Consider the following 13702-nt stretch of genomic DNA (forward strand, 5'->3'; position numbering starts at 1 on the left):
GGCCCCCGATAGGGAGGAGCCGGCACGGAGCGGCCTTGCGGGGGCAGAAATATATTTATACCGGCGACACCAACCTTATTGATCGTCGGGCAGACACGGGCTCGTGGTCTAGCTGGTTATGACGTCGCCTTGACATGGCGGAGGTCCTGAGTTCGAATCTCAGCGAGCCCATCACCGTTTTTGAAACGATTGATTTCTTGAAGTTCTTTTCCGGGAGTTACATCGCCCGGACAGGCCAGTAAACCAGATATTTTTGCGCTGACACCATAAGGACGATAATGCCTTCTCCAGAGAATCGTCTTCAGTTCCCCGCTCCCCCGTCCAGGTCTGCGTCCGCCGCCCGTGTATGTTTTTTCCCGGGTTTTCGCCCACCCCACGCCGTGCCCACCTTCGGGGCCGGAGGAGGGGGCGTGCAGGCTGCTAGCGAAGAGGTGGCTTGCGTTCGCGAGGACACGAGCGGGGAGGTGCGGTGAAGTTCGCGGGCCAGAATATACCCCGGTCTGCGCGCCCGAGATCATCGCCGGCTGCCGGCACAATCCCGCTCAGAGCAAGAGAGAATAGTCCAGCAGGCAATCGTAGCAGAACTGCGTTGCATGCAGGATTACCTCGTCGCGGCTTTCAAAATCATGCCAGCGCCACTCCCTCTCGGTGCAGGGGCGTATGCCGCGTCGCATGCCCCCGATATTCCTGGCATCGTACCCTGCCTCGCAGAGAATGAGGGTGTAACGACTCGTCTGAGGAGAGCCAGCGTTCAGGCCGTAGAGGATCCCGATCTCCAGGGTAGCCGAATCGTTGATGCCGTGCTCATCCTCCTCTTCCCGGAAGAAGTGGATGATGTGCACCCGGCTCTCCTCCACCAGGGTTTCCCCCAACCTGAAGCCGTATGCGTGATCGTCCTCTCCCGGAACCTCGGGTGAGAGGCCTCAAGATCATACGAGATCCGGGCGTTGAACCCTCATCATCCCGGAGATGCCGCTTTAACGCCTCCAGGTGCGCCCTCCTGAACGAACCGAACAGCCCGATGGCGAGCTCGTCTTTCAGCCTCTCCGAATAGTCGAGATCCTGGTTGAGCGCGGAGAGGAAATCCATCGGGAGAAAGTGCGGGTCAGCGGGGATAAAGGATGACGATAACAGATCCGTTACTTGGATGTGCAAAGTTATATCAGCAGGTAACAAAAATAGTACCGGACAGGATCCGGGAGCGGAGCATGAACGAGACAATCCTTGAGCGGCAGTTATCCGAGGTCCCCTCGGTCATCATCAACGCCACGAGCCCACTGGGGAATAAGAAGGCATGGGCAATCTACATCGCGCTGTTGCAGAGGGACGAAGGGCTCCGGTTTAACCAGATCCGCGACCTCTTTGAGGCAGAGCCCCCGGAGATCGCGAGGGCCTTACGAGCGCTCGGAAATGCGGGGCTCATCGCCAGGCAGGCACGGACCCTCGACGAGGTCGGGAATGTCGAAGCATCATTCTACGTGCCGACCACCCTCGGGAAGGCCCTGATCGCGGCCCTCTACCAGGGGCTCCTGCCGTCGCCAGAGGATGAACCGGAGAGGGCGGCGCCTGGAGAGAAGCGCAGGCCGGCACGGACCCACTGCCCGGCAAGCCCGGTCCGCACGGGCAAGATCCCCATCCCGGCGTCGCGGGAAGGCAGAGGCGCACGCTCGCCGGTGAGACGAAAAGAGAGCCGCCGATCGAGCCTTCGCGGGGCCCTCCACTCCGCGTGAGTGGGTGTACGGGATCGTAACCCCGATCAGAGAGTGCGATCGAACTTTTCTCCAGCGCCGCCGAATATAGAACGACAAGGGGCTTAGCCGATGGAGAAGGTGCGGATACTACAGATAGGCGATATGCAGAACGGGTTTACACAGGAAGACGGGAACCTCTACGTCAAAGGCGCTCAAGATATCATTGCCCCGGCAAACGATTTTCTACGCCGGGTTAGAGACGGCGTTTTCGATCGTACGTTGATCATACTGGACACCCACTTTGCAGAAGAGTACAGCCGGACCGAAGAAGGCAAAGTATTCCCCGTCCACTGCGAATATGGCACAGACGACTGGGAGTTGGCGATCGATGTCTCCGGTCTGCCGAATAAGCGGTATCTAACAAAGAATCGATTCGATATGTGGAGCGAAAAGAGGTCGGAGGACACGCCGTTCAATGACCCCGGGCGGAAGGCTGCGCATGAGAACCTGTTTCATTTTGTAGACAACCCCTATGAACCGGGAGAGAGGGTTGCCCGCGAAGAGTACGTCCGAGCAATCAGTCCCGGCCGCAACCTCGCCGGCGTCGAAGTTACCCTGTTCGGCGTGGCCTCGGACTACTGCAACCGCTACGCCATGGAAGGCTGGCTTGAGCGAGGCGCCAGCGTAACGATCGTTCAGGATCTGACGAAAGGGATCGAGAAAGAGACGCCGCAGGTACTCGACGAACCTCAATACCGGCAGTACATCGGCAGCAGACTGAGAGCCGTCGATAGTGTCGGATACTTAAGGGAACTGGCTGATTCTGTCGTACAGAACGCCACCGGATACTCGTAATCCCTGAGCCTCCGGACCACGCTACGGCCGGTCCGGGAATGGGGGGCCTGACGAACTCCTGCGGATCGCAAGGCAGGCCCCCCCTCATCAGGCTCCTTTTCCTTCGATCCTCCCCTGCCGGGGCGTGGTGCTCGTTCCGGCTCCGTCACCGCACCCAATCGGCCTTCGGAAAAAGAGATGTTTTTGCCGCCCCGATAGCCCCTCGCCTACGCCGTCACCGGCGGGAAACCGGAGGTCGCCTCCCCGCTCTCGTAGACGAGGGTGTTATAGCGATACTGGAAGATGTAGATCGCCAGGGATACCGCGAGCATGAGGACGGGAACGAGGAGAATCCCGACGATACCTGCAAAAAGCCCGACGATGCCCGCGACGGTGACGACCAGGAAGACGAGGACCATCGTAAAGATCATGAGGACGAGCTGGAGGATGATCTGGGAGAAGATATACGAGCCCCAGCCGATCGTACGGATCTGAGCGAGGACAGCGGGGATGTCGAACGCTGCGCGGAGCGACCCGGTCTTCGCAAACCGCACCGCCGCCATCTGCATGACGAGCCAGATGACGAGGAAGAAGACGAAGGCTGCGAGAGCGGCGACGGCGGCAACGAGCCCCTGCCCCCCGAGGATGCCGGCACCTCCCATCAGGGCCGTCGCGGCGAGGAGCATCAGCCCGATGTAGGCGAGGTAGACGACGAGCAGCTTCAGGCCGTCGGAAAAAAGCCTGCCCCAGCCACCGAGGTCGGGCGCGTCTCCCCGCATGATCCGGACGAAGTAGCCGTAGATGAGCGGGAACACGACGATACAGGCGATGAGCTGGAGCCAGCGCACCAGACCTCCACGGAGAGCGTCCCGCGTATAATCGAACGAGTCCTCGAGGGCCCGCTGGTAGTTTATGGACACCTTACCGCCCCGGACCTCTCAAAACCCCTGCTCATGCGATCCCACATACCGGCCCTGCGGGCGCGGAGCTCCTGCCCGCCCCCCGGACCGGGCAAACGACCGACCGTCGGGGGTCATGGCAACCGTCGCCACGAGGGGGTCATCTGCGCCGTACCGTAGGCGAATGCCGGCCCGGTCCCGGCAGGGTGCCGGAGCCGGCCGCCGGAGAAGAATCCGGGACGCCGAAGGCCTTCGCCCGATACACGCATCGGGCCCGGGGCGAATGCATCCCCGTAGTACATCCAGATCGAGGTCGCACCGGCGGGGAGGTAGACCCGGACGACCGCCGAGTCCGAAGCCACGTAGGTCTCCTTCCAGTGGTCGAGGACGGTACCGTCCTCGGTGACGAACCGGAGGTCGTCGAATTCGGCCCGCATCCCGGGACGGAATAGGACGACCTCGCGGTGAGGAGACCCGTCGGCCGGGGACGGGCCGGTGACGGCGACCGGCACCCGGTAGAGCCATGCGGTGCTCCACCATGGCGCTTCAGAGGAGTCGACACGCTTCCATGGCGTGCCGGGCTTCCCGGCTACAGAAATTCTCGTACCGGAGAAGAGGTTTCCGGCGACGTTCACGCTTGATGCGGCTGTACCTGGCTTTAACGCGCTCACGACCGGGACGCTCGCCCCGGCCACCATCAGTACCGTTACAAGGAGAGACAGAGCTCTCTTCACACGCTTCATCCTCATCGGCAATCACCATCCGGGCCGGCAGAACGGTAAACTCTTAAGCATGAAGAGAGCAAACACGTCTTGCCTGCGGGCTGTCGTGATGTTCACCCGGGCTTGTTGGGAGTGGGGTGAACGTCACCCATATCGTTACGTTGACCATATGTCGGACCGCTCACAAACCCCTGCGAGCAGATCCAACCGACGAAGAACAATTCTCCAATATAGGATATAATTCAATCGCATTGCATGAATCCAAGGGTATTGGAAAGATTCTATCCCATTGTCAGCGACCACTTTTACGGCATGAAATCATCCAGATAGTAAAAATAAGAGCATAAACAATCCGATTTACAAAATCGCAGGTTTGTTGCAGAGGTGGAGGATCTTCACCCGGCGGAAGGCGTTCTCCAACCAGGACCGGGCCGGGACCGGCGTCGCGCAGGCACGGCGAGAGAGGGTCGTCACGGACCCATCCGCACCCTTGATCCCCCGATCAGGTACCCGGCGTACGGGACTCCCGACAGCCCCCGCACCACCACGTAACTCACCACGGCCGCCGCCGCGAAGATCACCGGATAGGTCAGCCAGTCGGCCCACGACAACCCTGTGAGGGAGGCCCAGGCGGCTGCACCGGCGGCGATGACGAGGGGGTGGACGAGGTAGACCCCGTAGGAGTGCTCCCCGAAGGACCGGAGAGCGCCCGCAGAGCGGCCGCCGCCCTCCTCCAGCCGCCAGGCCGCGAGGACGAGCACCGCGACGACCGGGACGTAGTAGAGGGGTTCGAGGAGCCGGTAGACGCAGAAGACCGCGAGCGAAGACCCTCCGATACTCCCATAGTGGAGTACGGCCGCCATCCAGATGCCGCCGAGGAGGAGGGCGCCCCCGCCCGCCGCGGCGATCATCCCCGCGGGAGAGAGGGACCGGAGCGCCGACCGGAACCCCCCGGTATGCCGGGCGACGTGGATGCCGAGGACGAAGTAGAAGAGGTGCGAGACAAAGAGCCGGATCAGGACCGTGTACCACTCCGTGCCCGCGAAGGCTCCGAGGAGGTGGGCCCCCGCGTTCCAGAGGACCTGGAGGAAGAGGAGCGAAAGGAGGAGGTAGAGCGCCGCCCCTCCCCGGTCGAAGAAGTCGTAGCCCCGGACGATCAGCGGGAAGAGGAGGTAGAGCTGGATGATCAAAACGAAGAACCAGAGGTGGTAGGCGGCGGTCCCAAGGAGGAGGGCTTCCGCCACCCTCTCCGGAGAGGGGACGCCGGCAAACCCGAACGCCCCCTCGACCGTCACCATGAGGTAGAGGGCGGAGAAGAAGAGGTAGGGGATGAGGATCGTCTTCGCCCGGCGGCGGTAGAACTCGCGGATCGAGTACTCGCCCGCATACCGCGCCGCGAGCACCCACCCGGATATGACGATGAAGACCGGGACCGCGAAGTGGGCGGCGATGTAGACGAAGACGTCGAGGAGGGCGAGAAGGTTCACGACGGGGATCACGGTGTAGTTCATCGAGACATGAACGGCGATCACGGCGAGGGCGGCAAACCCCCGCAGATGCTCGACCTCTGAAAACCAGACCACCGGGACCACACCTCAAGACCGCCCGCCGGTGGGCGGCAGGCGGTAACAGGATTGCAGGCAGGGGTATATGAATCCCCCGCCGTCCGGCAGGCGGTCAAGCACTTATCATCTCCGGCGACACTACCTATCAGGGAGTGAGTCCATGCAGTACTCTGAAGGACAGGTCGGAAGGGTCTTCACCGTCAGGATCGACGACGGGGAGGACTTCATCAGGGAGATCAGGCGTTTTGTCGCGGCAATGAACATCCAGAGCGGGATGGTCCACTTCCTCGGCGCCGCCCGGAACGCGACGCTGGTGACGGGGCCAAAGGAGATGGTCATCCCGCCGACGCCGCGGCGGGAGGAGATCTTCGGGGGCTGGGAACTCCTCGGCTTTGCGACCATCCATCCCGGCGTCGAGGGACCGTCCCTCCATATCCACACCGTGGCGGGGAGGGGGATCCGGTCGCTCGCCGGGTGCCTCCGCGAGAAGGCGGAGGTCTACCTGGTGGTCGAGGCGATCGTCACGGAGTTCGTCGGGATCTCCGCCCGGAGACTCCCCGACGAGAAGACCGGCGTCGACCTGCCGGTCTTTGACCGGGCACTCCCATGAGAGCACAGCCGGCGTTCCTCCCCATGACGATGGAGGAGGCAGGACGGCTCGGCATCGACCGGTTCGACATCATCCTCATCTCCGGGGACGCCTACGTCGACCACCCCTCTTTCGGGACGGCGCTGCTCGGGCGGGTCCTGTGGGACGCCGGCTACTCCGTCGGGGTCATCGCCCAGCCGGACTGGCGAAGCGACGATGACTTCCGGCGCCTGGGGGAGCCCCGGCTCTTCTTCTCGATCTCCGCCGGGAACGTCGATTCACTGGTGAACGCTTTCACCCCGAACCTGAAGCGCCGGAGTTCCGACGCCTACTCGCCGGGCGGAAGACTCCTCCGGCCCGACCGGGCGACCCTCGTCTACACCGACCGGGTCCACGCCCTCTTCCCGAAGACGCCGGTCGTCATCGGGGGGATCGAGGCGAGCCTCCGGCGGTTCGCCCACTACGACTACTGGTCCGATTCAGTCCGGCAGGCCATCCTCGCCGACGCCCCCGCCGACCTCCTGGTCTTCGGGATGGGCGAGCGGCAGGTCGTCGCGATCGCCGGTCGCCTCGCGGCCGGCGAGGCGACCGGCACTCTCACCGATATCCCCGGCACCGCCTACCGGATCGACCTCAAGACCTGGCGGAGCATGGACCCGGCCGGATATGTCGTCCTCCCCGGCTACGCGGAGGTGAAGGAGGACCGGTATGCCTACGCAAAGGCGTTCGCGCTCCATTACAACGAGCAGGACCCCCTGCGGGGCCGTCCCGTCGTCCAGCCGCACCCAAAGACCGTCGTCATCCAGAACCCGCCGGCGATGCCCCTGCCGGGCCCTGAGCTCGACCGGGTCTACGAACTCCCCTACGCGCGGAGAGCCCACCCCTCCTACACCGAGCCCATCCCCGCCCTCGAACCCGTCAGGTTCTCGGTCGTCAGCCATAGGGGGTGCTTTGGGGCCTGCTCGTTCTGCGCCCTCACCCACCACCAGGGGAGGATCATCCAGAGCCGGAGCATCGACTCGATCGTCCGCGAGGTGGAGCGGATGGCGAGGATGCCGGAGTTCGCGGGCGTCGTTCAGGACGTCGGCGGGCCGACGGCGAACATGTACGGGATTCACTGCGGCCGGTGGGAGACCGCCGGCACCTGTCCCGACCGCCGCTGCATCGACTGCCCCACCCTCGGCCGCAGCCACGAGGAGCAGCTCCGCCTCCTCCGGCGTCTCCGTGAGATTCCCGGGGTGAAACGGGTCTTCATCGCCTCGGGCATTCGCTACGACCTGGTCCCCGCGGAGGAAGAGTACCTGGCGGAGGTCTGCGAGCGCCACGTCTCCGGGCACCTCAAGGTCGCCCCAGAACACGTCTCGGAGAGGGTATGCACCTGCATGGGCAAACCCCCCCACGAGGCCTTCGACGCCTTCAGGGAACGGTTCGAGGCCCTCCAGCAGGGTAAGAAGAAACGGCAGTATCTCGTCCCCTACCTCATGTCCGGCCACCCGGGCTGCAGGATGGAGGATATGGTCGAACTTGCCGAGTACGTCCGCGACACCGGGCTCTACACCGAGCAGGTCCAGGACTTCACGCCGACGCCGATGAGCATATCGACGACCATCTACCACACCGGGCTCGACCCCTTCACCCTCGAGGAGGTCTACGTCCCGAAGGACCGGGAGAAGCGGGTCCAGCGGGCCCTCATGCACTACCGGGACCCGGAGAACTACGCTCTCGTCTGCGAGGGCCTCCGGACGGCCGGGCGGGAGAACCTCATAGGAAGCGCGTGGAAGTGCCTCGTCCCGGCCCGGCCCCGGAGCGGCGGGGCTACCCGCGCAGGACCGAGCCCACGGCAAACCCGGCGGCCGAAGCGATAAACCGGTTCGGGATCCGCGGGATGATCAGGGTCATCACCGTGAAGGAGACGACTATGTTCGGGATCGTGCCGGGGGTGACGACGGACTCGAGCAGCTGCATCGTATTCGAACGCCAGGTCTCGGGCGGCGGCGCCGTCACCTTCTCCACCGCGCCGCTCGCCTTCTCCACCGCATCGGTCGCCGTCCTCATAACCGTCGAACGCCACCCGTGCTCCTGTGTCGGGCTCCGTCTACACATCATGATTGCCGATCTGGCGCCGGGTACTACTTATGCCTATGGCCTGCAAGCCATCTGCGGATCCGGCGCATCTGGTTCTGGTGACAGAAAGGGCAGAGAGCCAGAAAATTTTTGCTCGTGCGGGACCCGCCGCAGATGACGGGTTCGCGGAGGTCGAAGTGCGTCGACCCGGCGGTGAGGGGGACGTTGCACCCGGCGCACCGGCAGCATTGCCGCTCGAGGACGGTCCGCACGACCTCATCGGTGAGGTATGCTCCCGGGACGATCGCCTCCGCAGGATGGGCCGCTATCCGCACTCCGCGCTCGGTGGACACACGGGGGAGATGCCCGTCCGGGGCAATAAACCTTGTGACGGGCGCGGCAGGGTGCGGGCCCCGGAGCCGCGGAGTCGGGGTGAGGAGGCGGCCGGGAGGTTTCCGGCAGAATAAAGAGAAAACCTATTGCCGGGCGACAAAAAACGCATCAGTATGCAGCATAAGATAACCGGAGACAACCTGCAGATGGTGACCCTGCACCTCGCCCCCGGCGAGAGTATCTGCGCCGAGGCCGGCGCCATGGTCAACATGAGCGGGAACATGCAGATGACCACCAACATGAAGGGCGGGCTCTTCAAGGGGTTGAAGAGGATGGTGACCGGCGAGGGGCTCTTCATGACCGAGTTCACCCCGACCGGGAAGGAAGGGTTCGTCTCGTTTGCCGGAAACGTGCCGGGCAAGATCTTCACGCTCGAACTTGCGGGGAGCGAGTTCATCGCCCAGAAAGACGCCTTCCTCTGCTCCGAGCAGGGGATCGACCTCGACATCGCGTTCACGAAGCGGCTCCGGTCGGGCGCCTTCGGCGGCGAGGGGTTCATCCTCCAGCGGCTCACGGGTAAGGGGACCGCGTTCCTCCACTGCTGCGGCGACATCATGGAGATGACGCTTGCCCCCGGCGAGGTCGTCAGGGTGGAGACGGGGCTCGTCGTCGGGTTCGAGAGCACCGTCGACTACAACATCCAGCTCGCGGGCGGCGTCAAGACCGTCTTCTTCGGCGGGGAGGGGCTCTTCCTGACGACGCTGACCGGACCGGGCCGGGTCGTCCTCCAGTCGATGGATATCGCGAAACTCGCGGGCGCCCTGATGCCCTACCTCCCCGTCCAGAACTCGTCGGGACGGTAACCTGATAGTCGACGAGGTCGCAGGAGTACCTGATGAACCTCGTCATGGTCGTGCACGGCCCGGAGGCCTTCGACGCCGGGGACGCAGAGCGGCTGATCGGCCTCCTCTCCCCCCGGCGGGTGCTCGTCGCGGGGGTGATGGCCCGGACCGCCGCCGAGGAGTCGGGGCTTCCGGCGACCTGCACAGACGAGCGGCCGAGCGTGGTCCTCGCCGGCCTCGCCGGTCAGGCATGCCTGGTCAACCGGGGGAAGACCCCGGAGTCGGGCCGGATCTTCGGCGAGCTTGTCGCGGGCCGGCTCGAAGGGCTCGTTCACGTCGAGTGTTCGAGCGGGACCGTCTACTGCTGGAACGGCGGCGACGAAGGGCTTGCGGCGGAGATCGCAGACCTGACCGGTTACGCCCTCGTCCACGCGACGAGCGCCCGCGCCCGACAGGACGGCGTCCGGGAGGTCCGCGGCTGCATCCCGGGCGAGGCGGTCTTCGTCAACGGGATCGTCGTCGGGACCGCGACGGCGGAGACGGTCGTCCTCGCGAGCGAGGGCGGAACCCTCCGGGCCGTCTCCGGCCTCGACGAGAAGCCCCACGGTATCGAGAAACTCCTCCGGGCAGGCCTCCCGGAGATCGCGGCGGCCTGGTGCAAGAGCGGGGTGGTACGCTCGGTCCCTCCCCGGCAGGGAAGGCGCGTCTCCCGCGGGGGCAGGGTAGCGATCGTCGACCACTGCGGCCACACCCTCTACCGCGAACTCGATGATGAGGTCTGCGGGGTGCTTGCCGTCGGCGACGACACCACCGCCGTCTGCGGCCACATCTGCTCCCACGCCGGGATCCCGGTCTTCGGGGTGGTCGACGGGGACGCCGATACCATCGTGGCGCCCGGCTACGCTCCGGGCTCGGTCGTCGTCGAGGTCCTCGACGGCCGGGACGACGACCTCGGCCGGGAGGTTGCGGCGACGAGGGATCTCCTGGCCGACTGCTGGGAGGAGTGGGTGGAGGAGACCCTCCGCACCCTCGGAGATAGGGTGCGGGTCGTCCTCGACCTTCGCGGAGGATAGAGATGCAATGCGCCGAGTGTAAGGGGAGGGGGTTCTGCGGGCTCGAACGCTGCCCGATCATGAGCAGGTTCTACGCCCGCCTCCCGGTGCGGCCGAGCGACCGTTACCAGGGGGCCGCCCCGTCGGTCTTTGTGGGGAGTTACGGCTACCCGAAGGTCGCCGGGGGGCCGCTGATGATCGACGACGCCGACAACCCGCCGGACTGGGTCAGCCGGGGGCTCGGCATCGAGGAGATCGTGGGGCTCCGGGCCCGGACGATCCGCGGGGCCGGGGAGGCGAAAGACCTCTCCGGGAGCATCCAGGAGATCGCGCTCTCGAGCAGCCCGCTCGACGTCGAGGTGCGCTTTGTGAAACCGGTCGCCTTCGACCTCCGGTTCGACGGGACGATCGCCCCCGTCGGGCTCACCGGTGCCATCCGGGATATGGACGTCCTCGGCAACGCAAGGGTTGACCGGGCGGTCGACCGGGCGACCTCCGACACCGACCTCGGTGCTACGGACGCCTGCGAGATCCTCAATGCCTCCGGCATCGACGTCTACCGGATCACCCAGCTCATGACCGCCGGGCTCCTCGGGAAGAAACGGCGCGTCGTCCCCACCCGGTGGGCGATCACGGCGGTCGACGACACGGTCTCGACCCGGCTCAAGAAGAAGATCGCCCGCTACCCCCCGCTCGGCGGGATAGAGGTCTTCTCGGCCGCACTCTACGGGAACCATATCGTCTGCATCCTCGTCCCCGGCGACTGGAAGTACGAGATGATCGAGGTCTGGGGGAAGCAGTCGCTCTGGGGCGGCGGGAGCGAGACGATCGCCCGCGACGGAGAGGGCATGACGAAGTCGGGCTACTCCCCGATAGCGGGGGCCTACTACTCGGCACGCCTCGCGGTCGCGGAGTACCTGGAGAGCGTCCGGCGTTCGGCGCGGATACTGGTCCTCAGAAACGTCACGAGCGAGTACTGGGCGCCGCTCGGCACCTGGGTCATCCGGGAGGCGGCGCGGAACGCCATGCGGGGCGAGAAGAGAACGTGCGCGAGTCTTGAGGAGGCGGTCAACCTTGCCTCCCGGCTGATCGGGTTCAACCACTGGCGCTCCCACAGCAGGCTCATCCCGGAGCTCGCGACGCAGAGGACGCTCTTTGATTTCTAAAGGAAGCCCTGCGTGAGTTAGCTCGCGCGAAGTGCGAGCGTAGCGAGCTTGAGCACCGTAGGTGCGAGCCGCGATGGTCCGTCAGGACCGGAGCGTGAGAAGCCATCAGGCTTCGAACCGCGAAGAGCGCGAAGTTTGGTAGATAGGCATGTAACTCCTCTTCGCGGCTTCGCGCCTTCGCGTGAGACCACGTCGCCTTCGTTGCCGGCCGGGATGTTGCTACAGACTTCCCTGCCCGTTCTTCTGCCGGAGGTAGCGCTCGATGAGGGAATCGAGGCTCTCGGCCTCGTCGGCGCTCTTGTCCTCCCGCACCCGGACGAACCGCGGGAACCGGAGCGCGTAGCCGCTCCCGTAGTTCGGGCTCGCCTGGATCTCCGAGTAGCCGACCTCGAAGACCACATCCGGCTCGAGCGTCACCTCTTTCCCCGAACGGGCTATCACCTTATCCTTGAAGAGGGCGTAGAGCTCCGCGAGCGTCTCGTCGTTGATCCCGGTTGCCACCTTCCCGACGGCGAGGAGCCGGCCCTGGTCCTGGACCGCGAGGAGGAACGACCCGAACGTCCCGGCCCGCCGGCCCTCGCCCCACTCGGCCCCGACGACCACGAGGTCGAGGGTCTCGACGCCGGGCTTCACCTTCACCCAGAGGCGGCCCCGGACGCCCGGCGTGTAAGGCGAGTCGAGGACCTTCACCATCACGCCCTCGTGGCCGAGACCGAGCGCCTCGTTATAGATCGCCTCCGCCCCGGCGACGTCGGTGACCCGGAACTGCTCTGCGACGTGGGCTGTGAGCACCTCATCGAGGATCTTCCGCCTCTCCGAGAGGGGCCGGTCCATCAGCGACTCGCCGTCCAGATAGAGGATATCAAAGACCCTCGGCACGAGTTCGATCTGCTCCATCATCGCGTCGACCTCGTGCTTGCGCCTGAACCGCCGGATGACGTACTGGAACGGCATCGGTTTCCCGTCCCGGACGGCGACCGCCTCCCCGTCCAAGATGACGTCGTGATTGGTCGCCTCCACGAGGAGCCGGGCGATGTCGGGGAGGCTCCCCGTGACCTCCTCGAGTTTCCGCGAGTAGATCCGCGAGACGCCGCCGACCTTGTGGAACTGGAACCTGCTCCCGTCGTACTTGTGCTCGACCGCCACCTCGCCGTGGTCCTCGAGCTGGGCGGCGATCGTCCCCGCCTGGGCGAGCATCATCTTCACCGGCCGGAAGGGCTCGATCGTGACGCGGGAAAGGGCGTCGGGGTCGCGCCGGGCGAGGAGGGCGACCTGCCCCAGATCGTTCATCGCCTGGTGGGCATGCTCGACGAGGCGGACGTCGACCGCGAACGCACGGGCGACGGCGTCGCGGACGTTCCCCTCGCCCATCCCGATCCGGAGCTCCTCAAGCATCAGCCTTGCGAGATAGCGCCCCTCAAGGGGCCGGGCGTTCCCGAAGAGCCCCTGCGCCACACGGAGTTTCTCCCGCTGCGACCGCTGCCCGCCCGCTGCCGCCATCCGCTCGAACTCGCGGTAGACATCGACGAGGCCGAGCTCCTGCATGAAGAACGAGGTCTGCTCCTTCTTCGCGAGGAGGCGCTCGACGGCAAGGCCGGCATCCCCGGTCGCGTTGATCGCCTCGCGGACCGTATCCCTCTTCGTCCCGACGACGTAGGCCACGGCGTCGTAGAGGAGGTTCGGACCCACGCCGAGGTTCTTTGTGCTCCAGTCGGGGAAGACCCTCCCCATGATGAAGCGGACGAAGACGGGGAGTTCGTCGTCGTCAAGCCGGGGGAGGACGGCGGCGACCTGCTCGATCATCTCAAGGCGCCCTGCTATCCCCTCGAGGCGCTCGCAAACCTCGGCGAACTCCAGAAATTGCATACCCATATCTCCTGAAGCATTTCGCCGCGGGACGCATCAACCCTCCTCTTTGGCACGGTTGAAGTGGAAGGACCGCCAA

General features: G+C 65.1%; 14 protein-coding genes and 1 tRNA gene. 8 read left to right on the top strand and 7 right to left on the bottom strand.

The genetic code is table 11. The features are described from left to right. Nucleotides 1-97 precede the first annotated feature (97 nt). A tRNA-Val gene (locus F8E02_RS00110) sits at nt 98-171 on the top strand. 371 nt (nt 172-542) lie between these two features. Here the strand turns inward: F8E02_RS00110 and F8E02_RS00115 are convergent. After that, complete coding sequence (locus F8E02_RS00115) at nt 543-857, bottom strand: hypothetical protein (protein WP_317063354.1); 315 nt, start codon at nt 855-857, stop codon at nt 543-545. A gap of 351 nt (nt 858-1208) precedes the next feature. Between F8E02_RS00115 and F8E02_RS00120 the strand changes: the two genes are divergently transcribed. Further along, on the top strand, nt 1209-1730 hold the full coding sequence (locus F8E02_RS00120) for a hypothetical protein (RefSeq protein ID WP_317063356.1): 522 nt from the start codon (nt 1209-1211) through the stop codon (nt 1728-1730). 90 nt (nt 1731-1820) lie between these two features. Next, complete coding sequence (locus tag F8E02_RS00125) at nt 1821-2546, top strand: cysteine hydrolase family protein (RefSeq protein WP_317063358.1); 726 nt, start codon at nt 1821-1823, stop codon at nt 2544-2546. Nucleotides 2547-2752: 206 nt separating this feature from the next. Here F8E02_RS00125 and F8E02_RS00130 read toward each other — a convergent pair whose 3' ends face one another. The 3 genes from F8E02_RS00130 to F8E02_RS00140 form a co-directional block, all read right to left on the bottom strand. Further along, the gene (locus F8E02_RS00130; protein WP_317063360.1) at nt 2753-3445 is read right to left on the bottom strand and encodes a DUF4013 domain-containing protein; all 693 of its coding nucleotides are present in this window, start codon (nt 3443-3445) and stop codon (nt 2753-2755) included. A 113-nt stretch (nt 3446-3558) separates the two neighbouring features. Further along, a complete protein-coding gene (locus F8E02_RS00135) occupies nt 3559-4158 on the bottom strand; it encodes a DUF2341 domain-containing protein (protein WP_317063362.1) in 600 nt (199 codons plus the stop codon). 458 nt (nt 4159-4616) lie between these two features. Then, nucleotides 4617-5729, bottom strand: a complete 1113-nt coding sequence (locus F8E02_RS00140) for an acyltransferase (RefSeq protein WP_317063364.1) — start codon at nt 5727-5729, stop codon at nt 4617-4619. Between the two features lie 142 nt (nt 5730-5871). Here F8E02_RS00140 and F8E02_RS00145 point away from each other — a divergent pair, with 142 nt between their 5' ends. After that, nucleotides 5872-6321, top strand: coding sequence for a PPC domain-containing DNA-binding protein (locus F8E02_RS00145; RefSeq protein WP_317063366.1), 450 nt, complete (start codon nt 5872-5874; stop codon nt 6319-6321). Then, the gene (locus F8E02_RS00150) at nt 6318-8165 is read left to right on the top strand and encodes a YgiQ family radical SAM protein (protein ID WP_317063368.1); all 1848 of its coding nucleotides are present in this window, start codon (nt 6318-6320) and stop codon (nt 8163-8165) included. The genes F8E02_RS00145 and F8E02_RS00150 overlap by 4 nt, the downstream gene beginning before the upstream one ends. Here the strand turns inward: F8E02_RS00150 and F8E02_RS00155 are convergent. Both F8E02_RS00155 and F8E02_RS00160 read right to left on the bottom strand, forming a co-directional pair. Further along, nucleotides 8116-8406 carry a hypothetical protein gene (locus F8E02_RS00155; protein WP_317063370.1) on the bottom strand — a complete coding sequence of 97 codons (291 nt, stop codon included), beginning with the start codon at nt 8404-8406 and terminating at the stop codon, nt 8116-8118. The two genes, F8E02_RS00150 and F8E02_RS00155, sit on opposite strands and share 50 nt — an antisense overlap. 23 nt (nt 8407-8429) lie before the next feature. Beyond that, complete coding sequence (locus F8E02_RS00160; protein ID WP_317063372.1) at nt 8430-8717, bottom strand: HNH endonuclease; 288 nt, start codon at nt 8715-8717, stop codon at nt 8430-8432. A gap of 153 nt (nt 8718-8870) precedes the next feature. Here F8E02_RS00160 and F8E02_RS00165 point away from each other — a divergent pair, with 153 nt between their 5' ends. The 3 genes from F8E02_RS00165 to F8E02_RS00175 are packed head-to-tail and all read left to right on the top strand — an operon-like array spanning nt 8871 to nt 11757. Next, nucleotides 8871-9560 carry a TIGR00266 family protein gene (locus F8E02_RS00165; RefSeq protein WP_317063373.1) on the top strand — a complete coding sequence of 230 codons (690 nt, stop codon included), beginning with the start codon at nt 8871-8873 and terminating at the stop codon, nt 9558-9560. Between the two features lie 32 nt (nt 9561-9592). Continuing rightward, entirely contained in the window at nt 9593-10612 is a 1020-nt protein-coding gene (locus F8E02_RS00170; protein ID WP_317063375.1) for a DUF2117 domain-containing protein, read from the top strand. 2 nt (nt 10613-10614) lie between these two features. Further along, nucleotides 10615-11757 (top strand): hypothetical protein, encoded by a 1143-nt coding sequence (locus F8E02_RS00175; protein ID WP_317063377.1) that lies wholly within the window; start codon nt 10615-10617, stop codon nt 11755-11757. Nucleotides 11758-11976: 219 nt separating this feature from the next. Here F8E02_RS00175 and F8E02_RS00180 read toward each other — a convergent pair whose 3' ends face one another. Then, nucleotides 11977-13623, bottom strand: a complete 1647-nt coding sequence (locus F8E02_RS00180) for an ATP-dependent DNA ligase (RefSeq protein WP_317063379.1) — start codon at nt 13621-13623, stop codon at nt 11977-11979. Nucleotides 13624-13702 lie beyond the last annotated feature (79 nt).

It is taken from the genome of Methanoculleus caldifontis, from assembly GCF_032842345.1.
Classification (GTDB): domain Archaea; phylum Halobacteriota; class Methanomicrobia; order Methanomicrobiales; family Methanoculleaceae; genus Methanoculleus; species Methanoculleus caldifontis.

Coding starts and splice junctions, on each gene's coding strand:
- F8E02_RS00175 (WP_317063377.1), top strand. CDS start 10,615: ATGCAATGCGCCGAGTGTAAGGGGAGGGGGTTCTGCGGGCTCGAACGC.
- F8E02_RS00165 (WP_317063373.1), top strand. CDS start 8,871: ATGCAGCATAAGATAACCGGAGACAACCTGCAGATGGTGACCCTGCAC.
- F8E02_RS00155 (WP_317063370.1), bottom strand. CDS start 8,406: ATGATGTGTAGACGGAGCCCGACACAGGAGCACGGGTGGCGTTCGACG.
- F8E02_RS00150 (WP_317063368.1), top strand. CDS start 6,318: ATGAGAGCACAGCCGGCGTTCCTCCCCATGACGATGGAGGAGGCAGGA.
- F8E02_RS00120 (WP_317063356.1), top strand. CDS start 1,209: ATGAACGAGACAATCCTTGAGCGGCAGTTATCCGAGGTCCCCTCGGTC.
- F8E02_RS00180 (WP_317063379.1), bottom strand. CDS start 13,623: ATGCAATTTCTGGAGTTCGCCGAGGTTTGCGAGCGCCTCGAGGGGATA.
- F8E02_RS00170 (WP_317063375.1), top strand. CDS start 9,593: ATGAACCTCGTCATGGTCGTGCACGGCCCGGAGGCCTTCGACGCCGGG.
- F8E02_RS00145 (WP_317063366.1), top strand. CDS start 5,872: ATGCAGTACTCTGAAGGACAGGTCGGAAGGGTCTTCACCGTCAGGATC.
- F8E02_RS00125 (WP_317063358.1), top strand. CDS start 1,821: ATGGAGAAGGTGCGGATACTACAGATAGGCGATATGCAGAACGGGTTT.